Source organism: Xanthomonas sp. DAR33341, assembly GCF_003992815.1.
GTDB classification, from domain to species: Bacteria; Pseudomonadota; Gammaproteobacteria; order Xanthomonadales; family Xanthomonadaceae; genus Xanthomonas; species Xanthomonas cissicola.
On sequence record NZ_QEYV01000029.1, the window covers coordinates 179,118 to 199,700 of the forward strand.

Annotated in this window: 17 protein-coding genes and 1 other RNA gene; 14 read left to right on the forward strand and 4 right to left on the reverse strand. The window is 65.2% G+C overall.

The genetic code is table 11. From position 1 onward, the window contains the following. The first annotated feature begins 17 nt into the window (after positions 1–17). The 4 genes from EO156_RS14510 (at position 18) to EO156_RS14525 (ending at position 3,905) form a co-directional block, all read left to right on the forward strand. Positions 18–1,250: a fatty acid desaturase gene (locus EO156_RS14510; RefSeq protein ID WP_016849068.1), complete on the forward strand. Its 1,233-nt coding sequence runs from the start codon at positions 18–20 to the stop codon at positions 1,248–1,250. 37 nt (positions 1,251–1,287) lie between these two features. Then, positions 1,288–1,635, forward strand: coding sequence for an EF-hand domain-containing protein (locus EO156_RS14515; RefSeq protein ID WP_003490534.1), 348 nt, complete (start codon positions 1,288–1,290; stop codon positions 1,633–1,635). Between the two features lie 63 nt (positions 1,636–1,698). Beyond that, the gene (locus EO156_RS14520) at positions 1,699–2,436 is read left to right on the forward strand and encodes an ATP-binding cassette domain-containing protein (protein WP_005932411.1); all 738 of its coding nucleotides are present in this window, start codon (positions 1,699–1,701) and stop codon (positions 2,434–2,436) included. After that, positions 2,433–3,905, forward strand: coding sequence for a glycine betaine ABC transporter substrate-binding protein (locus EO156_RS14525; protein WP_016849070.1), 1,473 nt, complete (start codon positions 2,433–2,435; stop codon positions 3,903–3,905). Before EO156_RS14520 ends, EO156_RS14525 begins: the two co-directional genes overlap by 4 nt. Positions 3,906–4,163: 258 nt before the next feature. On the opposite strand, the gene EO156_RS14530 is transcribed toward EO156_RS14525, so the two are convergent. Then, positions 4,164–5,345 carry an aminotransferase class V-fold PLP-dependent enzyme gene (locus EO156_RS14530; protein WP_016849071.1) on the reverse strand — a complete coding sequence of 394 codons (1,182 nt, stop codon included), beginning with the start codon at positions 5,343–5,345 and terminating at the stop codon, positions 4,164–4,166. Between the two features lie 65 nt (positions 5,346–5,410). Here EO156_RS14530 and egtB point away from each other — a divergent pair, with 65 nt between their 5' ends. The 4 genes from egtB to EO156_RS14550 all read left to right on the forward strand — a co-directional run bounded on the left by egtB (position 5,411) and on the right by EO156_RS14550 (position 8,153). Further along, the gene (gene egtB, locus EO156_RS14535; protein ID WP_016849072.1) at positions 5,411–6,700 is read left to right on the forward strand and encodes an ergothioneine biosynthesis protein EgtB; all 1,290 of its coding nucleotides are present in this window, start codon (positions 5,411–5,413) and stop codon (positions 6,698–6,700) included. Then, complete coding sequence (egtD, locus tag EO156_RS14540) at positions 6,697–7,683, forward strand: L-histidine N(alpha)-methyltransferase (RefSeq protein WP_016849073.1); 987 nt, start codon at positions 6,697–6,699, stop codon at positions 7,681–7,683. Before egtB ends, egtD begins: the two co-directional genes overlap by 4 nt. A gap of 15 nt (positions 7,684–7,698) precedes the next feature. Beyond that, complete coding sequence (locus EO156_RS14545; RefSeq protein WP_016849074.1) at positions 7,699–7,968, forward strand: DUF3253 domain-containing protein; 270 nt, start codon at positions 7,699–7,701, stop codon at positions 7,966–7,968. Positions 7,969–8,077: 109 nt separating this feature from the next. Beyond that, positions 8,078–8,153, forward strand: a non-coding RNA gene (locus EO156_RS14550) — sX9 sRNA. A 12-nt stretch (positions 8,154–8,165) separates the two neighbouring features. On the opposite strand, the gene EO156_RS14555 is transcribed toward EO156_RS14550, so the two are convergent. From EO156_RS14555 to EO156_RS14565, 3 genes are all read right to left on the reverse strand, one after another. Beyond that, positions 8,166–9,443: a HipA domain-containing protein gene (locus tag EO156_RS14555; protein ID WP_016849075.1), complete on the reverse strand. Its 1,278-nt coding sequence runs from the start codon at positions 9,441–9,443 to the stop codon at positions 8,166–8,168. Continuing rightward, a complete protein-coding gene (locus EO156_RS14560; protein ID WP_026006841.1) occupies positions 9,440–10,021 on the reverse strand; it encodes a helix-turn-helix transcriptional regulator in 582 nt (193 codons plus the stop codon). The genes EO156_RS14555 and EO156_RS14560 overlap by 4 nt, the downstream gene beginning before the upstream one ends. A gap of 145 nt (positions 10,022–10,166) precedes the next feature. Then, the gene (locus tag EO156_RS14565; protein ID WP_033483008.1) at positions 10,167–13,874 is read right to left on the reverse strand and encodes an indolepyruvate ferredoxin oxidoreductase family protein; all 3,708 of its coding nucleotides are present in this window, start codon (positions 13,872–13,874) and stop codon (positions 10,167–10,169) included. A 196-nt stretch (positions 13,875–14,070) separates the two neighbouring features. Here EO156_RS14565 and EO156_RS14570 point away from each other — a divergent pair, with 196 nt between their 5' ends. The 6 genes from EO156_RS14570 (at position 14,071) to EO156_RS14600 (ending at position 20,277) form a co-directional block, all read left to right on the forward strand. Then, positions 14,071–14,706: a hypothetical protein gene (locus tag EO156_RS14570; protein WP_016849078.1), complete on the forward strand. Its 636-nt coding sequence runs from the start codon at positions 14,071–14,073 to the stop codon at positions 14,704–14,706. Positions 14,707–15,324: 618 nt separating this feature from the next. After that, positions 15,325–16,242 (forward strand): AEC family transporter, encoded by a 918-nt coding sequence (locus EO156_RS14575; protein ID WP_026006842.1) that lies wholly within the window; start codon positions 15,325–15,327, stop codon positions 16,240–16,242. A gap of 319 nt (positions 16,243–16,561) precedes the next feature. Next, positions 16,562–17,194, forward strand: a complete 633-nt coding sequence (locus tag EO156_RS14585) for a ParA family protein (RefSeq protein WP_003488448.1) — start codon at positions 16,562–16,564, stop codon at positions 17,192–17,194. Positions 17,195–17,209: 15 nt separating this feature from the next. Then, positions 17,210–17,686 carry a histidine phosphatase family protein gene (locus EO156_RS14590; protein WP_003488452.1) on the forward strand — a complete coding sequence of 159 codons (477 nt, stop codon included), beginning with the start codon at positions 17,210–17,212 and terminating at the stop codon, positions 17,684–17,686. A gap of 3 nt (positions 17,687–17,689) precedes the next feature. Further along, positions 17,690–18,262: a YceI family protein gene (locus EO156_RS14595; RefSeq protein WP_003488454.1), complete on the forward strand. Its 573-nt coding sequence runs from the start codon at positions 17,690–17,692 to the stop codon at positions 18,260–18,262. Next, a complete protein-coding gene (locus EO156_RS14600; RefSeq protein ID WP_029827816.1) occupies positions 18,259–20,277 on the forward strand; it encodes a phospholipase D family protein in 2,019 nt (672 codons plus the stop codon). The genes EO156_RS14595 and EO156_RS14600 overlap by 4 nt, the downstream gene beginning before the upstream one ends. The last annotated feature ends 306 nt before the right edge of the window (positions 20,278–20,583 follow it).

Here is a 20,583-nt window from a genome sequence, read left to right on the forward strand (position 1 = left end):
CATCATGTCTGCATCAAATGGAGAGCGCTGCTGTGGAGATGCCGATGTTGTCCGATCCGATCATCGACGTTCTGACCTCCGGCGTGGCAGGGCTGGGCGTGTGGGGCATGCTGGCGGTGCTGCTGGTCTTCACCCAACTCACCATCTTTGCAGTGACCTTGTACCTGCATCGCAGCCAGGCGCATCGCGGTGTGGATTTCCATCCGGTCATCGCGCATTTCTTTCGCTTCTGGACCTGGTTGACCACCTCGATGATCACCCGCGAATGGGTGGCGATCCATCGCAAGCATCACGCCAAGGTCGAGACCGAGGAAGACCCGCACAGTCCGCAGACCAAGGGCATCGCGCAGGTGTTCTGGCGCGGCGTGGAGTTGTACCGCGAGGCACGGACGCAGCGCGCCGATATCGAGCAGTACGGCAAGGGCGCGCCTAGCGACTGGATCGAGCGGCATCTGTACACGCCGCATGCCAATGCCGGCCCGATTGCGTTGCTGGTCATCAATGCCGTGTTGTTCGGATTGCCGGGGATTGCGTTGTGGGCGATCCAGATGGCGTGGATTCCGTTCTGGGCTGCCGGTGTGGTCAATGGCCTGGGCCACTGGTGGGGCTATCGCAATTTCGAGTCGGCCGACACCTCCACCAACCTCACGCCGTGGGCGCTGTGGATCGGTGGCGAAGAATTGCATAACAACCATCATGCCTTCCCGAGCTCTGCACGGTTTTCGATGCGGCGGTGGGAGCTGGATATCGGTTGGGTCGCGATTCGCGGCTTGCAGGCGTTGGGCCTTGCCAAGGTATTGCGGGTGGCACCGTCGCTGGATATCCGCCCCAATATCGCCGTGCCCGATGCCGACACGCTCAAGGCGCTGCTCTCGCACCGGTTCCAGGCCATGACCGACTACCAGCGCAATGTGCTCAAGCCGGCGTTGCGCGAAGAGGCGGCCGCCACCGGCGCCAAGCTGCGCGAGTTGCTGCCGCGTCGCCTGCGCAAGGGTCTGGTCGACGACGGACGCTGGCTCAAGCCGGACGCGCGTGCACAGTTGCAGGCATGGGTGGCGCAGCGTCCGCGCATGCGCACGCTGGTGGAGTATCGTGCGCGGCTGACCGCGCTGCTGGAAGCGCGCAGCCACGATGCGTCCGAACGGCTCCGGCAATTGCAGCAGTGGTGCCATGAGGCCGAGGCCAGCGGCAATGCGGCCTTGCAGGCCTATGCGGCGCGGCTCAAGGGGTATGCGCTGAGTGGTGCGTAAAGCGGGCGCCAGGCGCGCTGTGGTGCGTGTACACCGGGTGCGTGGTGTGATCGTGCGAACCTTCGTGATCGTGGGGTTGGCCGCTCTGCCGGCGGTTGCCGCGCAGGCCCAGGTCCAGGACAGCCAGCAATATCTGCAGCGCATGGATACCGATGGCGATGGGCGGGTGAGCCTGGACGAATATCTGGCCTGGATGAGCTACGCCTTCGACCAACGCGATACCGACCACGATGGCGTGCTGCAAGGCGATGAACTGCCGGGCCGCCGCGGCAAGCCGATCACCCGTGCGGCGCATCGCGCCACCCTGATCGCGCGCTTCGCCCGGCAGGATGCCGATGGCGACGGCTACCTGAGCGCACGCGAATTGCTCGCGCCGCCGCGCTGATGCGCGCTTTGCTGATGCGCATCTTCGCGCGTGGCTGACGCTGCGTTCGGCAAGCTCGGCCGCATGTTCACTCTCGACCAGGTCAGCCGCCGCTACGGCCAGGCCATCGCGCTCGATGCTGTCTCGCTGACGTTCGCCAGCGGCATTACGACCGCATTGATCGGTCCCAGCGGCGCCGGCAAATCCACCGTGCTGCGCATGTTGGTCGGGCTGGAGTGGCCGGACAGCGGTACGGTCGCCTTCGATGGCGCGCCGTTGCAGCGCGCCAACCTGCAGGCGCAACGGCAACGCATCGGCTACGTCATCCAAGAGGGCGGCTTGTTTCCGCATCTGGATGCGCGCAGCAACGTGACCTTGCTGGCACAGACGCTGGGCTGGACGCGGGAGCGCATCGATGCGCGTCTGGATGCCTTGTGTGCTCTGTGCCAGTTGCCAGCGGAGTTGCTGGCGCGCTATCCGGCCGAACTCTCGGGCGGCCAGCGCCAGCGCGTCGGCCTGATTCGTGCACTGATGCTCGACCCGCCGGCCTTGTTGCTGGACGAACCGCTCGGCGCGCTCGATCCCATCGTGCGCTACGACCTGCAGGCGCAGATGCGCGAACTGTTCGCGCAGTTGGGCAAGACCGTGGTGCTGGTCACCCATGATGTGGCCGAAGCCGCCTATCTGGCCGACAACCTGGTGCTGATGCGCGCCGGCCGCATCGTGCAGCAAGGCCGTGCGCGCGATCTGCTGGAGCAGCCGGCCGATGCCTTCGTGCAGCGCTTTCTCACCGCCCAGCGCAGCATTGGCGATGCCGCATGATGGCGCGTGCGCTCATCGCCGTGGCGTTGCTGATCTGCAGTGTCGGCGCGCAGGCCGCGCAGGTCACCATTGGTTCGAAGAACTTTACCGAGGCGGTGATCCTGGGCGAAATCGCCACCGCTGCCGGCAAGCGCGATGGTGTAGACGTGCAGCACCGCGCACAGCTCGGTGGCACGCGCATCCTGTGGCGCGCGCTGGAGACCGGGCAGATCGACGCGTATGCCGAATACACCGGTACGCTGGCACAGGAGCTGCTGCAATTGCCCAGCGCCAGCCAGGCCGAGCTGCGCGCCGCACTCGACGCACGCGGGCTGGCGATGACCGATTCGCTGGGTTTCCAGAACACCTATGCCTTCGGAATGAAGCGCGAACGTGCGCAGGCATTGGGCATCGTCTCCTTGTCGGATCTTGCACGACATCCCACCCTCAAGATCGGTCTGAGCAATGAGTTCATGCAGCGGGCCGATGGCTGGCCGGGCGTGCGCGCGGCGTACGCGTTGCCGCAGGCTGCAACCGGGTTGGATCACGACCTGGCCTATCGCGCGCTGCAGAGCGGGGCGATCGAGGTCACGGATCTGTACAGCACCGATGCGGAGATTCCGTACTACCAGTTGCAGGTGCTGCGCGACGACCGCCGCTATTTCCCGGATTACCAGGCGATTTTTGTCTATCGCAAGGAGCTGGCGCAACGCTCGCCGGCGATGTTGCAGGCACTGCGGGGGCTGCAAGGACGCATCGATGAAGCGACCATGCAACGGCTCAATGCACAGGTCAAACTGGAGCGGCAGTCCGAAGCGGCGGTTGCCGCGCACTGGTTGGGCGTCACGCCGGCCTCTGACACGGACTCGCGCTTGACGCGCCTGCTGCAGCATACGCGCGAGCATCTGGCGCTGGTTGGTATTTCGCTGGGTTTCGCCTTGCTGCTTGCATTGCCGCTGGGCGTGCTGGCGGCGCGGCGTCCGCGCCTGGGACAGGTGGTGCTGTCGTTGACCGGCGTGCTGCAGACGCTGCCGTCGCTGGCCGTGTTCGTCTTCATGATTCCGTTGTTCGGCATCGGCGCCAAGCCGGCGATTGCGGCGCTGTTTCTGTATAGCCTGCTGCCGATCGTGCGCAACACCCACGCAGGGCTGACCTCGATCCCACGCGAATTGCGCCAGACTGCGCATGCCATCGGATTGCCAGCGTGGACACGCCTGTGGCGTGTGGAACTGCCGCTGGCACGCCGCACGATCGTGGCCGGCATCCAGACCGCTGCAGTGATCAATGTGGGCACCGCCACGCTGGGCGCGCTGATCGGTGCAGGCGGCTACGGCCAACCGATTCTCACCGGTATCCGCCTGGACGATCTCGGTCTGATTCTGGAGGGCGCCATTCCCGCCGCCGTGCTTGCGCTGCTGGTGCAGGCACTGTTCGAAGGAGTGGAGCGCTGGGCAACGCCGCCCGGGTTGCGGATCAGCCAGCGGCAGTGACATGCGGTCTGCCTCGGCAGCAGCGGGTTTTGCATTGCGGCGCGATCGGGAATGTCCTGTCGTCGGCAAGCCTGCCCCGACACCGACTGCGTCAGTTCGCTGAAGACCGCGCGCCGCCGCTTTACTGCCGCTGATCCTTGCGCCAATTGTCATGCGCAGGGCGCACTGGCCTGCGATGAAACCTTCCGGTGCTACTGACCGCGCGCAGGCCTGCATCGCTGCAGATGCCGGGCCTTCGATGTCGGCGTGCGCCGCGCCTCACCTATCGGGTAGCGCTGCAACGACCTGTGACAACGCGTGGTCGGTGACGCTCAAATGCGGTGCGATGCGCAGACGTCCATGCCGACGCGTGCAGACCACACCACCGGCGCCGAGCGCCGTTGCCACCGCATCCAACGTTGCTGCCGGCGGCTGCAGTGCGGTGAGATGCGGCGCATGTCCAGGCGTGCACCAGCTGCCCAAGCCGCGCGCCTGCAGGGCGGCGTCCCAATGCGCGGTCAACTCGCCCAACGCGGCTGCGATACGCGCCGGCTGCCACGCGTTGAGTTGTTGCAAGGCCACCGTAGCCATTGCGATCCGCAACGGGTCGGCCACTCCGCCCGCATCGAATCGTCGTGCACCGCCGCGATATCCCGGCGCGGTGGCCGCCGGAAATTCCCAACTGCTGCCCGCATCGCGGCCGATCCAGTGTTCTTCGATCGGCAGCCCGTCTGTGCGCCACTGCGGTGCCACCCACAGCCACGCCAATCCCATCGGCCCGAGCAACCATTTGTGCCCGACGCTGACCACGAAATCCGGTTGCCAGCGGGGCAGATCGGGTGGCAACACCCCCAGGCTCTGGCTCAGGTCCAGCACCAGGGCAGCCCCGCGTGCATGCACGGCGGCACTGATGCGGTCCAGATCCAGCATTCGCCCGTCCAGCCAGTATGCATGCGGCAAGCTCGCAATCCGCAGCGCAGGCGTCTCGGCAATGACCTGCAGCACCGCATCGGTCAAGCTGCCGCCAGCGGCCGTGGGCACCGCTACAAGACGCGCGCCGGCCTCTGCGCAGCGGCGCTGCCAGATCAACAGATTGGAAGGGAATTGCCCTTCCAGCACCAGCACTGCGTGGCCGGGTTGCACGGGCAGATTGCGTGCGGCCGTGGCCAAGCCGTGCGCGGCCGACGGCACCATGGCCACCGCATCGGCATCGCCATCCAATAGCGCGGCCGCAAGCCCGCGCACTGCTTCGATCTGCTGCAACCACGCATCGAACGGCAACCGCCATGGTGCGGCCATTGCGTCAACCGCCTGGTGCGCCACCGTCTGCATGGCGCGCAACAACGGCCCGCGCGACGCCGCATCCAGATAGATGACCCCGGAAGGCAGCGCAAATGCCTGCTGACGCTGGGCCCAGTCGAGGGGTGCAGCAAGCGTACTGGACAGAGATGGCGATGACATGTCTACAGCTTACCGCTGGCTGCCACGTTGCCGACACAGCACGTTCACGGGCGCTACCCAAGCATATGGCGATGTCTGCACTCTCTCCTCTGCTGGGCCACCTCCAGCAACAGCAGTTGACGCTGTTGGAACGCTACGCGCAGACCCGCGCGCTGAGCGACCGTCTCGCCGCACCCTTGAGCGCCGAAGACGCGATGGTGCAGAGCATGCCGGATGCGAGCCCGAGCAAATGGCATCTGGCGCACACTACCTGGTTCTTCGAACGCTTCGTGCTGCAGGCCGATCCGGCGTACCGCGTGTTCGACCCGGCCTGGGATTTCCTGTTCAACAGCTACTACCAGAGCGTGGGGCCGATGCATGCGCGGGCGCGCCGCGGCGTGCTGTCGCGCCCTTCGTTGCAGCGGGTGCGCGACTACCGTGCTGCGGTCGATATGCAGATGCAGCAGCGCTTGCGCGACGGCCTGCTCGATGCGCAGGCCTGCACCATCGTGCAGCTCGGTATCCAGCACGAGCAGCAACACCAGGAGTTGCTGCTGACCGATATCAAGCATGCGCTGTGGAGCAACCCGTTGCAGCCGGCCTACCGCGACCTGCCCACGCCGCCTGCGGCCGTCGCCAGCCCGCTGCGCTGGCATGCGCGCGACGAGCAGATCGTCCAGATCGGCGCCGCCGCCTGGCCACAGGCCGACAGCTTCGCCTACGACAACGAATCGCCACGCCATCGCGTGCTGGTCGGTGCGCATGCGCTGGGCAGCCGTGTGGTCACCAACGCCGAGTTCCAGCAATTCATCGATGATGGCGGCTACCGCAGTGCTGGTGCCTGGCTCAGCGATGGCTGGGCGATGGTGCAGGCGCAAGGTTGGCAACATCCCTTGTATTGGGATGCCGATGGCCGCGAGTTCACGCTGCACGGTTGGCGCACGCGCGATCCGCATGCGCCGGTCTGCCACCTGAGCCTGTTCGAAGCCGATGCGTTCGCACGCTGGGCCGGTGCGCGCCTTCCCACCGAAGCCGAGTGGGAGCAGGCTGCGACCGGCGTGCCGGTACAGGGCAATTTCGTCGACACCGATGCGTTGCATCCGCGGGGCGCCGAAGCAGTGGACACCGGTATGCAGCAGCTGTTCGGCGATGTCTGGGAGTGGACCGGCAGCGCGTACCTGCCGTATCCAGGCTTTATCCCGTGGCCGGGATCGCTGGGCGAATACAACGGCAAATTCATGAATGCGCAATGGGTCTTGCGTGGTGGCAGTTGCGCCAGCCCGGCCAGCCATCTGCGTGCCAGTTACCGCAACTTCTTCCCCTCCGATGCGCGTTGGCAATTTGCCGGCGTGCGCCTTGCCAAGGATCTGCCTTGAACGTCGCCGCCCATGCCATGCAACGCGCGCACGCCGCGCTGACCGACCTGCGCCCGCAGCCGGACGACATCACCGCCGATGCACTGGCGGGGTTGTCGCAAACGCCCAAGACGCTGCCGTCGAAATATTTCTACGATGCGCGCGGCTCGCAACTGTTCGAAGCCATTACGCAGCAGCCGGAGTATTACCTCACCCGTACCGAACTGAGTTTGCTGGAAGCCAGCATGGGCTCGATCGCACAGGCGATCGGCGCTGGCGTACACGTGGTCGAATACGGCAGCGGCAGCGGCCGCAAGACCGAATTGCTGCTGCAGGGCCTGCGCGGTGTGGTGGCCTACACGCCGCTGGAAATCTCGCGTACTGCGCTGCTGGAAAGCACCGCGCGGCTGGCCCAGCAATTTCCGCAGATCCAGATGTTGCCGGTGTGCACCGACTTCACCAAACCGCTGCGCTTGCCCGATGCGCAGCGCCCGGCGCGGCGGCACGTGGTGTTCTTCCCCGGCTCGACGCTCGGCAATTTCGCCGATGCTGCCGCGATCGAACTGCTGGATGCGATGCGCCAGACCATGGGCGGCGACGGTTGCGCCCTGATCGGTATCGATCTGGACAAGGACGCCGGGCTGATCGAAGCGGCCTACAACGACGCAGCCGGCGTCACCGCCGAGTTCACCCTGAACCTGTTGGCGCGGCTCAATCGCGAGATCGGGAGCGATTTCGATCTGGACGGCTTTCGTCACCACGCGGTGTACGTCCGTGAGCGCGGCCGCATCGAAACCTTCCTGATCAGCCAGCGCGCGCAGCGCGTGCGGGTCGGCGGCAAGGACGTCGCGTTTGCCGAAGGCGAAGCGATGCAGGTCGAATACAGCTGCAAGTACACCGACGCGCGCTTTGCCGAACTGGCTGCCGCAGCCGGGCTCAAGGTCACCCACGGCTGGAACGATGCCAAGGATTGGTTCGGCCTGCGCTTGCTTCGCCCATTGTGATGCTGCGGGGCGGGCGTGCAATCGCCCGATGATGCGCAGGTTGCCGCGTCGATCCGGCGCTTGCTTGCGCAACGTCGGCCCGAGCAATCGATCTGTCCCTCGGAAGTGGCGCGCGCGTTGAGCGATGACGCAGCGGTGTGGCGAAGCCTGATGCCCCAGGTGCGTGCGGTGGCCGCAGCTGCCGCCTGCGCTGGCGTCGTTCGTGTCACCCAGCAAGGCAGAACGGTGCAACTGCCCGATGTTCGCGGACCGATTCGCCTGATGCGCGGGCCGCATTTCGACTGACGACCCATCGATTGGATGCGCCAGCTACCATGTGTAACGGGATTAAGAGCAACTAACAACACTACTGCGCAGCCGCCAGGCGGGCGCGGCGCCGGTGCTCGGAATCGGCATGTACCACTCGTACATTCCGGTTCCTGCGCGCCGTCCGCGCCCACCCGACGGCTGCTCGCTACGTCTTGCTAGTCGCTCTAAACCGATCAGTCCGGCTGCAACAGCTTGCGGATACGGCTGCATGCATTGGCGATGTCCTCCACCAGAGCATCCAGGATCGGGTGCGCGACGTCTTCTCGCGCAAGCGAGGCAAGGAGGTCGTGCGCTCGATCGGGCATGTCGCTAACGGCACCGCGCATCCATGCAAGGCACTCAGATGCATCCAGGCGCAATGTGCTGGCGACCTGTATCCAGTCACTTGGACGGATGTCCCACCAGCGATAATGGCTGCCCATCTTCATTGCCAGCTTGATCCGACGTCGCTGCAGCTGGGGATACGGCAGAGCACTGGAAATATCATATAGCGGCGCCAGGCGAACCTGCCTGCCCACGCCGAGCAGCAGTGAATAGTTTTTCGCATGTGCATCGGTGCCGCCGATCAGATAATTGAAGACCAGGGCCTGGAACAAGGTTTCGACGTCTTGCCGCGGTTGCGACGAGTGCGTCCATAAGAGTTGTGATATCGCTTCCACCCCAGGACCGCCCTGGTTCTGATACTTGATGTGCGGCATCACCCCCAGCGCCTGACAGATATCTTCCTGGTGGATGCGCAGCAGCGCTCCGTCGATAAGGATGCGGTCGTAACGTTCGACGCAAATGGCGGTCTCAGCGCCGACGCGCAGCGCCTGGCAATGTGCAGTCGGCAGTCCGAAGCTACGTGCCAGGCGCAGGCAGAACAGCTCGTTCTCGACGAACCCGTCGTATTCGCCGCTCGGTGGTTTGAGGATATGCGTGGTCGGGATGCGTCCGGCCGGGATGGCCCACTGCAGGCCGTCGTGCAGCAATGCGATCTTGGCCTGCGCGCCGGCCAGGCTGAACTGCCCCACGTCATCGACTTGGCGCGCCGCACCGATGTCCTGACGCAGCCTGCGCAAGCGTGCTTCCAGTTCGCCATCGGTGAGCGGTTCGATGCCATCGCTGGCGCCGGACAGCACATCTTCGAGCCTCGCTTCGGTGACGAACTGCACCGCACCAGCGCAATCCTCGCCCACATGCGACAACAGGGCGAGCGGATTGCGCGGCGAGACCTGGAACCTGGAGGCCCAGCGTTGCAAGGTGGCTTCGTTGTCTGGCAGCAGGCCCCACAGCACTGCACTGACCGCCTCGGTCGGGTGATGTTCCCTGCTGAGGGGAAGGTTCAAAGACAGCGGTATCGCACTCTTTGAATGCTGCCAGTCCGGCGCGTAGGTGAATCGTGGATGCCCGTGCGGGTCGGACGCGAGGTGCCCGATCGTTTGGTTTTCGATCAGCGCGACCAGTCTCACGGAACGCCCTTCTTTTTGGAAGATGGCGAGATGACCTTGGATATTTTCTCTGCCTCGCTGATCTTCAAACTATCAGCTACTGTCTCGCCAATCTTCAAGCGATTCGTTGCTGAGAACTGCTTATGCAAGTGTTCATTGGCTGGATTCTTTTTAACGCTTGCACCGATAATCGGGGGATATTTATCTAAGCCAGTGTTTTTCAGCGCATCGAACGGCGAGAATTGATTCTTGAAGATGTTGTTGTTGAACGCATTGAAAACGGTCGTTCCCAATGGTGGATTGGCCCGGTTATGTTCAATGATCGCGTCGAGATTGATCGGCGTTACGGTGTCGCGATCAGGCACGCGCACCTCCGAAACCTGGGCAACGCCTGGGCCCAACATCAACTCCAGCCCCAGCGCCTGCAGCGCCCGCAGGATCAATTGCAACTCCGCGCGCGGCTTGCCTTTCTCGATATCGACGATCCATTGCCGGCTCACGCCGATTTCGTGGGCCAGGCGAGCCTGATCCCAGCCCAGGCGCTTGCGCCTGGCACGGATGATATTACCGATATCGGAAGGCGTGCGGACAGTATCCATGAGTGCAATGTAAGCGATCGACGACATTGCTGCAATGTCGTCGATCGCTTACATCAACTTGCATTTTTCCACGCAAGGGCCCGGCCATCTCCACACTTCATGTCGTCGAGCGACTACATCAACAAAATGTAATCGCTCGGCGACGTCAAGCCGCCTGCACCACATGCAACGCCTTGGGATTGCGCCACTGCGCCAGCAGCGCGGCTTCGCGCGCCTTGGCTTCCTGCAGATGCGCATGCTTGACGTGGCCATAGCCGCGAATGTGCTCCGGAATGCTGGCGATCTGCGCGGCCAAACCCACGTTATCGGCGTCCAGCCGTTCCAGCAGCATGTGCACGGTTGCGCTGTAATCGGCAATCAGCTGACGCTCGCCACGCCGTTCTTCGCTGTAGCCGAAGACGTCGAGCTTGCCGCCACGCAGGAACTTCAACCGCGCCAGCAGCTTGAAGGCGGTGAACATCCACGGCCCGTACTCGCGTTTGATCAGGTTGCCGTGCGCGTCTTTCTTTGCCAGCAACGGCGGCGCCAGATGGAAGCGCAGCGTGTAGTCGCCCTCGAACTGTTGTTGCAACCGGCGCTGGAAATCGCCACGCGTATACAGCCGCGCCACCTCGTATTCGTCCTTGTAGGCCATCAGCTTGAAGGCGTAGCGGGCCACCGCCTCGGTCAACGCATTGCTGCCGGGCGCGCGCTGCAGCTCGTGTGTGCGTACGCGCTCGACCAGGCTGCGATAACGTTGCGCGTAGGCGGCATCCTGGTAGTCGGTCAAGAACGCGACGCGACGCGCGATGGCCTCGTCCAGCGAGTGCGCCAACTGCTCGTCGTCCAGCGGCGCGGCCGGCGCAGCGACCTCGCCATGCAGCGTGCTGCCATCGGTCTGCGCCAGCGCACGCGGCGCGCTCTGGCCGCTGAGATCGTGCTCTTCCCAGCTGCCTGGTCCGCGTGCGTACGGTGTATCGCCATGCAGATGTGCAGGCGCGTCGGCACCGGCCAGACCCGCAGCGCGTTGCACCGCCGGCAGATCGATCGCCGCCAGGCGCCCCCAGGCGAACGCCTGCTGATTCATCGCAACGGCTGCACCATTGAGTTCGATCGCGCGCATCAGCGCCGCATGCGACAACGGCACCAACCCGTGCTGCCATGCGTAGCCGAGCACGAACAGATTGCTGGCGATGGCGTCGCCCAGCAACGCCGTTGCCAACTGCGTGGCATCCAGCAACAACGGCTCCTGGCCACCGAGAGCGGTGCGTACACCGGCGATGATCTCGGCAGCGGGGAACTGCAGGTCCGGTTGCGTGGTGAATGTGCCCGGCATTGCTTCGTAGGTGTTGAGCACCACCTGGGTGCGGCCATCGCGTACTTTGGAGAGTGCCCAATAATCGTTGACCACCACCATGTCGCAGCCCAGTACCAGGTCTGCTTCGCCTGCCGCGATGCGCACGGCATGGATGTCGGCGGGCTGGCGTGCGATGCGGATATGCGTGGTCACCGCGCCGCCCTTTTGCGCCAGGCCGGTCTGGTCCAGCACCGTGGCGCCCTTGCCTTCCAGATGCCCGGCCATGCCGAGCAGCGCGCCGATGGTCACCACGCCGGTGCCGCCGACGCCGGTAATCAGGATATTCCAGGGCCGTTCCAGCGTGGTGCGCCTGGGCGGCTCGGGAAGCGCGTCCAGCAGCGTGCTGGCGTCGCGCCGCTTGCCCTTGCGCGGCGCACCGCCATGCACGGTGACAAAGCTCGGGCAGAAGCCGGAGACGCAGGAATAATCCTTGTTGCAGTTGGACTGGTCGATCTGGCGCTTGCGCCCGAATTCGGTTTCCTTCGGCAACACCGACACGCAAAAACTTTTCTCGCCACAATCGCCGCAGCCTTCGCACACCAGCGAATTGATCATCACCCGCTCGGGCGGATCGATCAGTTTGCCGCGCTTGCGACGGCGACGCTTTTCGGTCGCGCAGGTCTGGTCGAAGATCAGGATCGACACGCCTTTGACGGTACGCAGATGCTGCTGCACTGCGTCCAGTTCGCCACGATCGTGAAACGCGACCTCAGGCGGAAACAGGTCGCGTCGCCGCGTCCACTTGCCGATGTCGTCGCTGACCACCGCAATCTCATGAATGCCTTCGGCGCGCAACTGATGTGCAATGTCGGGCACGGTGAGCGTGCCGTCCACCGGCTGCCCGCCGGTCATCGCCACCGCATCGTTGTAGAGAATCTTGTAGGTGATGTTGACGCCAGTGGCGACCGACTGCCGGATCGCCAGCGAGCCGCTATGGAAATACGTGCCATCGCCCAGGTTCTGGAACACATGCGGGGTGTCGGTAAACGGTGCCTGCCCCGACCACGTCACCCCTTCGCCGCCCATGTGGGTGAAGGTGTCGGTGGCGCGGTTCATCCAGGTCACCATGTAGTGGCAACCGATGCCGCCCAGCGCGCGCGAGCCTTCCGGCACGGCGGTGGAGGTGTTGTGCGGGCAGCCAGAGCAGTAATGCGGCACGCGCGGGAATTGCGCGCGCGGCAAGGCCATTTCCGCTTCCTTGGCATCCATCCAGCGCAGGCGCTGCTGGATCGAATCGGTATTGATCGTGCTCGATTGCAGCAGGCGCAGGATGCGCCTGCCGATCACCGCCGCGATGGTGGCCGGTGTCAGTTCGCCGGTGGATGGCAGGATCCACGCGCCTTGCTCATCGTACTTGCCGACGATGCTCGGCCGCGCACCGGCACTGGCCGGCCAGTTGTAGAACAGCTCCTTCATCTGGCGCTCGATGAAGGCTTTTTTCTCTTCCACCACCACGATGTCTTCCAGGCCCTGCGCAAACGCGCTGATGCCCACCGGTTCCAGCGGCCAGGTCATGCCGACCTTGTAGACGCGGATGCCGATCTGCGCGCAGGCCTGCGCGTCCAGGCCCAGATATTCCAGCGCCTGCAACACATCCAGGTAGCTCTTGCCGGTGGTGACGATGCCCAAGCGTGCGTGCGGTGAATCCAGCACCATCTTGTCGATGTGGTTTGCGCGCGCAAAGGCTTGCGCGGCGGCAATCGCATAGCGATGCAGGCGCATCTCCTGATCCACCGGCGGGTCCGGCCAGCGGATGCTCAAACCGCCCGCCGGCAGCGCGAAATCCTCCGGCAGCACGATGGTGCGGGCGAACGGGTCCACGTTCACCGAGGCGGACGATTCCACCGTTTCGGCAATCGTCTTGAAGCCGATCCAGCGCCCGGTGTACCGGCTCATCGCCCAGCCCAGCAGGCCCATGTCCAGGATGTCCTGTACTCCGGCCGGGTTGAGAATGGGCATCATCGCGCTGACGAATTCGTCTTCCGACCCGTGCGGCAGGGTCGAGCTGCGGCAGGCATGGTCGTCGGCGGCCAGTGCCAGCACGCCGCCAAACGGCGAGGTGCCGGCAGCATTGCCGTGCTTGAATACGTCGCCGCTGCGGTCCACGCCCGGCCCTTTGCCGTACCACATGCCGTAAACGCCCTGCACTTTCGCGCCGGGGAACAGGTTGGTCTGCTGGGTGCCCCACACCATGGTGGCGGCAAGGTCCTCGTTCAGGCCCGGAGTGAAGGTGACCTTGGCCGCGTCCAGGTGTTTGCGCGCCCGCCACAGTTCCAGGTCCAGCCCGCCCAGCGGGCTGCCGCGGTAGCCGCTGATGAAGCCGGCGGTCTCCAGCCCGGCAGCGTCATCGCGCAGGCGCTGCAGCAGCGGCAGCCGCACCAGCGCCTGCACACCGGACAGGTAGATGCGCCCATCGGTGCGCGTGTACTTGTGGTCCAGCGTGTAGTCCGCATCTACCCGGCCGAGCTCCGGCGTGTTGGCAGAGTCGGGAGAAGAAAGCGCAGCAGTACTGGTCATGGCGTGCCCGAAAAGGGTGGCTGGGCCCCCGGTGCATGTCATCTGAAACTATCTGATGCACCCGACGGATCCCAAAACGGCGGTGCAAAGTGTAACAGTCAGCTTTCACGCACCTGTCCCTGTGCGGATGCGCAGCCGACGCGCTGCGGGTAGGATGGGGATGGGAAGGGGTCGTTTGCTGTCAGGGGAAAACACAGTGAAAAGGAAATACGCGTGGGCCGCTCTGGCCCTGCTCGGAGGGGTGTGGTCGTTGGCGCAGGCGCAGAGCTTGCCCAAGCCCAAGGAGTTCTATTTCGACGAAGACCGCAGTACCACCAAGGCGGTGGTGGCCGTACAAGGCCAGGGCGATGCAGTCGTCGACCGGCTGGCGGCGATGGTGCAACGTGACGCGCGCGCGGCCGATCCACGCGCGCAGTTGGCGGCGCTGGCCTACGCCGGTGGGCGTACCCAGTTGGGCGATGAGTTGTATCAGGGCGCGCTGGCGCTGGTCTCCAACGGCAGCCAGCAGTACCGGGCCATCACCTGGAACTATGGGTGGGACCTGCTGCGTGCCGACCAGCCCGACAAGGCACTGCAGCAATGGGCCAATCTGGCCAATGGCCGTCCGGCCACGCCGGAATGGCTGCCAACCACGGCTGCACTGGCGCTTTGGCGCGCCGGGCGCAAGCAGGAGGCGGTCGAGTGGTATGCGGCAGCCGTGCGCACCTGGCCAGACCGTTGGAGCAGCCCCGCCAACTACGCCAGCCTGTTGCCGGAATGGCGCGAAGCAGAGCGCGCCAGCCTGGCCGAGGTTTTCGCGGCCTGGCAGGCCAACCCGCCAGCGTTTCCGTAAGTGCCTCGCCGCGCTGCGGGGAGTTCCTGCGGCGCGGATGGTGCAGCGGGCTGATGCTGGGCTAGGCATTTTTGCCGGTCAACCAGGCCTCTCTCTGGTGCGTCGGCGTGCCGCTTACTTGAAACGAGACGCATAGCGCCGATTCCGCCATCTCGGTGAACGGCCGACCGGGTCTGTGCGCCTGAGTGGAACGATGGCTGAGCGCTTTGCTTTCCAAGGTTGCGAGGTCGATGCGGGAGAAGCAAAGCGCTGGTCTGTGGCCTGGCAGCAGGGTCTTGCCCGCCCACCAATCGCAGGACATACGCCGCAACTACGTCCCGCAATCGGCGAGGGCACCGCGCATTCGACGCTGCGGGTTTGCTGCAGGGCCTGGTCCGCCCGCCATCACGGGACACGTGGCAAGGAGGTGCCTGTCCAACGCACTGTCTGGAGCGCTTGGGGCACCGCGTGTTCGACATGCTGGCTTCCGCTATGGAAACAATGCCGCAATTGAGGCTTCAAGAGGTGAGCGGAGCTTGGCGGCGTGCACCTTGCACCCCAGCCAGGCTAACGCATCCAACGATGCGCACCGCGCGCTATGCGATCCTGTGCATCGCTTTCCAACGGACACGATCGCGCATGGCGGTAGACGCATTTGCCTTGATTCTGGCCATGTTGGGGCTGGGCCTGCTGTTCGCCCGCCTGCGGGTGTTGCCGGACAACAGCGCCGATGTGCTCAATCGCTTCGTGCTGTACATCTGCCTGCCGGCGTCGGTGCTGACCTATGTCCCGCGCCTGCATCTGGACGCTTCGCTCGGTGGGGTGATTGCCACGCCATGGCTGCTGACCGCCATCATCGTGCCGCTGCTGTGGGGCTGCAGCCGCCTGTTGCGCTTCGGCCGCGCCGAATACGCCGCGCTGCTGATGTGTGTGGTGTTTACCAATTCCAGCTTTATCGGCTTTCCGATGGTGCGCGCGCTGATCGGCGATCACGCGCTGCCGTATGCAGTGGTCTACGACCAGTTCGGCACCTTCGTGTTGCTGTCCACGTTCGGGCTGTATGTGCTGGCCCGGTACAGCGGCGACACCCCGCCGACCGCACGCCTGATCGTGATGCGCGTGCTGCAGTTCCCGCCGTTGTGGGCGCTGCTGTTCGCCTTGACCCTGATGCCCGGGCAACCGCCGGCCTGGATTGGCTCGGGCCTGAAGAACCTGGCCGATGCGATGTTGCCGCTGGTGATGCTGTCGGTGGGCTTTTCGCTGCAGCTGCGCCTGCCTGCCGACGAACTCAAGCCCTTGGCCGTCGGCCTGGTGTTCAAGCTGCTGCTGATGCCGGTCCTGGCCTTGCCATTGTCCTGGGTGCTGGGCCTGCGCGGGCAGATGCTGCAGACCAATGTGCTCGAATCGGCCATGCCCACCATGATCACCGCCGCCGCGCTGGCCATTTCGCACCGGCTGGCGCCACGCCTGGCTGCAGCGATGGTCGGCTACAGCATCCTGCTGTCGCTGCTGACGCTGCCTGCGTGGGCCTGGCTGCTGGCGCGGCTGGTGGCATAAGGCCGTCATGCTGGCAGCAGCCAGAGCGCGGTAGTGCTGCGCGCGCTTGCGCTTGTTCGAGCTGTGGTACGCCAACGGCCGCAAGATCGGCGCCATGCTGCATTGCGACGCCGCGGCCGAGCGATACGCGTGGACGATCTTGCGCCGTGCCAGGCTCCCATCGTTGCCACGCACAGCTGCGGCACAAGGCCTTGCGCTCATCGGCTGGAGGTCTGCGCTGTCGTCGGCTGTCCCGCAGCAGTGCGTTTAACGCGTTTCGACTACTTCCTCACCTTGCCGCGGTGTACGCTGCCGGCTTGCTCCCGGAAGCGAGGCGTGCATGAAGACAGTCCTGGTGGCCGCCTCCAAAGGCGGCGTCGGCAAGACCACGATCGCCACCAATCTGGCCGCACATGCGGCGTTGCAAGGCCAGCGCACCGTGCTGGCAGATGCCGATCCGCAAGGCTCGTCCACCCGCTGGGCAGAGCGCCGCGCCAGCCTGGAAAGTGCGGTCTTGCCGATCGATGCCACCAAGCGCCGCAGCTGGCAGAGTGCCGTGCCGGACGGCACCGATACCCTGATCGTCGATGCGCCGGCCGGCGCCATGGCCGAGGACCTGAGCGGCTTTCTCGACCACGTCGATGCCATCGTGGTGCCGGTGTTGTCCTCGGCGCTGGATATCGAAGCGGTGGTCGGATTTCTCAACACGCTGGCCAAGGTGCCGCGCGTGCATCAGCGCAAACTGCCGGTGGGCCTGGTGCTCAATCGTGCCCGCCCCTGGACCCAGACGTCGCAACAGGCCGCCGACATGATCGGCAGCTGGCCGTATCCGCTGGTGACCCAACTGCGCGACACCCAGGCCTATGTGGTGATGGCCGGGCTGGGACGCAGCTTGTTCGACTACCGCTCGGCGCAGGTGCGCGACCATCAACAGGACTGGGAGCCGCTGTTCAAGTGGCTCAGGAAGTCCTAGAACCGGAAAGTTCCTATGCGCGAATTGATCTTGTTGCGACACGCCCACGCCGAACCGGCCGATACCGGCCAGGCCGATTTCGATCGCCCGCTGTCGCCGCATGGCATTGCCGAGGCCGAAGCGGCCGGGCGTTGGTTACGCGAGCAGCGGCTGGTGCCCGACCGGGTGCTGTGCTCACCGGCCCGCCGCGCCCGCGAAACCCTGGAGGCGGTGCTCGAGCTCACCGGCTACATCGAACAACGGCTGGACGAACGCATCTACGAGGCCACGCCCGGCACCCTGGCCAGCCTGGTGGACGAACATCGCGAGGCCGAGCGCCTGCTGCTGGTGGGCCACAACCCTGGCCTGGAACGGCTGGCCGCGCTGATGCACAGCGGCCAGACCGGCGATTACCGCGGCATGCCCACCGCCTCGATCGCGTTGCTGGCATTGCCGCTGGACGCCACCATCGAGCCGGGCATCGCCCGCCTGACCGCCTTCTGGTGGCCTTGATCCGTGTCATCGTCGCTGCGCTGGTACGCCTGGCTCGCGCTCTGGGTCGTGTTCCCCTGCATGGCGCAGCAGAAGGTGCAGTCCATCGACCCGGCGCAATCGCGCTTCGGGTTCGAGATCAAGACGCGCTTCGGGACGAAGATCGAGGGGTTTTTCCCGCGTTTTCGCGGTGACGTAGTGACGTTGGCCGATGGGCGTCAGCAGGTGCGTTTCCGGCTGGACGCCACTCAGGTGGAGATCCCCGGCAAGGACCGGTACACCAGCTGGATGCGCGGCGAAGATTTTTTCGACGTTGCGCAGTACCCGGTCGTCGAATTCGAGTCGCTGCCGTATGTCGACGAAGTGGTGAAGCAGGGGGGCGACATCGTCGGCAACCTGACCATCCGCGGAATCACGCATCTGGAAACGCTGCATGTGGTGCCGGCCGAATGCACGCGGCCGGGCTATGATTGCGACGTGATCAGTCGAGGGACGGTCCTGCGTGGACGTTACGGAATGAATGCGTGGCAGATGGCCCTGGGCGACAGGGTGACGTTCATTCTGCGTGGGCGCTTGCAGGAGGCGCGGCGCCCGTGACGTATCTGTTGAGGGTTTGCGTGCTGGCAACGTTGTTGCTCGGCACCGGATGCGCCAGCCTGTCACAAACCGAACGCAACCGTGCCGCCGGTGTCGCCGCTGCGGCACGCAGCACGGTGGTCAATTGCACCCAGGCCAATCGCTGTGCGCAACCCTCGCCATTGCGCGCGCTGGGCGGCGAAGCGATCACCGCCTCCACACCAGTAGCGCCGCGGCATTACGCCACCATCGTCGACCATGGCGAAGAATCGCTGGTGGCCCGGCTCAACCTGATCCGCAGCGCCACCCGCAGCATCGATCTGCAGACCTACATTTTCGATAAGGACGACAGCGCGCGCATGGTGCTGGACGCACTGGTGGACGCCGCCCAGCGCGGGGTCAAGGTGCGCATCCTGATCGATCAGTTGTCGGCGATCGCCGATCTGCAGATTCTCGGTGCGCTCGCCAGCAGCCATGAAAACCTGCAGCTGCGCATCTACAACCCCACCTTCGGCAAGGTCAAGCTCAATTACTTCGATTATGCCGGCAGCGTGCTGTGTTGCTTCCGCCGCTTCAACCAGCGCATGCACAACAAGCTGCTGGTGGTGGACGACGTGCTGGGCGTGGTCGGTGGGCGCAATTACCAGGACGACTATTACGACTGGGACAGCGAGTACAACTTCCGCGACCGCGACGTGATTCTGGCCGGGCCGGAAGTGCGCGCCATGGCCGCCAATTTCGATGCGTTCTGGCGTGCCCGGCGCAGCGTACCGGCCGAGCGTCTGAACGATGTCGGGCGCCTGCTGCTGGAGCAGGGCGTGCCGACGATGCCGCCGGCCGAGTTCCGCCGGCCCGACCGGGTGGCGCGAGTGGACCGCGAAGCGCGCGACCCGCAATTCGTGCGCGACGCCTTCGTGACCCCGGCCATGCCGGTGAAGCGTGTGCTGTACGTGGCCGATCTGCCGCAAAAACACCGCCGGGAACATGCGGCCAAGGCAGTGTCCACGGCGCCGGAACTGGATGGCCTGATTGCCGGCGCGCAGCAGGAAGTGCTGCTGCAGACCCCCTACCTGGTCTTGTCCGACCAGGCGCAGGCGATCTTCCGCACGTTGCGCAAACACCCGCAGCCGCCGCGCATCGTGGTGTCGACCAATAGCCTGGCCGCCACCGACAACCCCATCGTGTATGCGCTGTCGTACAAGTTCAAACGCCGCAACATGCGCGAGCTGGGCTTCAATGTGTACGAGTTCAAGCCGTTTCCGCTCGATGCCCCGGTGGATTACGCCAACCTGGTGACGGACCCGCTCAACCCCGCCTCCGACGTCAATCAGGACAGCCGCAACAATCGCCTGATCGGCGGCAGCGCAGCGGGCAATGCGATGCGCGGCAGCAGCGGCCCGGAGGGCAACGCCAGCGCGAGCGCCGGCAGCGTGCTGCGCGGCAGTGGTGGCGGCCGTGCGCCGGGCGGGAGCGAAGTCGATCGGCGCGTGTTGCGGACCGAAACGCGGCCCTCGTTCCTGGGCACGCGCGCGGTCAACAAGCCGCTGCCGGTGACCCGCGCCGGTGCGCGCATGGGCTTGCATGCCAAGTCGTTGGTGGTGGATCGCCGCATCGGCGTGATCGGGACGCACAACTTCGACCCGCGCAGCGAAAACTACAACACCGAAGCGGCCGTGGTGATCGACGATGCGCGCTTTGCGCAGGCCTTGGCTGCCAGCATCGAACGCGACATCGCTCCGGAAAATGCGTGGACGGTGGCGCCGCGCGAAAAGCCGCCGGTGTTGAGCGGGTTGAACTACAGCGTGGGCAAGGTCTCCGAAGCCTTGCCGGTGCTGGACTTCTGGCCATGGCGCTACGCCACCAACTACCAGTTCCAGCCCGGCCCGGATTGTCCGTTTCCGCTCAAGCGCCAGGACCCGCAGTTCCGCCAGTGCTATGTGGCGGTGGGCGATTTCCCGGAGGTCAATGTCGGCCCGAAGTGGCTGCTGGTGCGCATGCTGACCGCTTTCGGCGCCGGGCTGGTACCGATTCTCTGATCGGCTGGCGTGCCACGCAGGTCGCAGCAGCGGATGCCTGACCTTGCAGCACGTTGTGGTGGGATGGACGCAGTTTGGCTGCGGATCGGCTCCTGGACGCCGGAAATCGTCGAAGCGGCTGCAGTTGCCACGGGCCAGGGTCGCGCAACGCAGCGGCGCCGCCAACGAATGCTGTCGGACGCCGGTACTACTGCCCAGTTGCATCGCACCCCAGGCGGCAGGATGCTCTTGCGCTTCCCGCTTCCCGCTTCCCGCTTCCCGCTTCCCGCTTCCCGCTTCCCGCTTCCCGCTTCCCGCTTCCCGCTT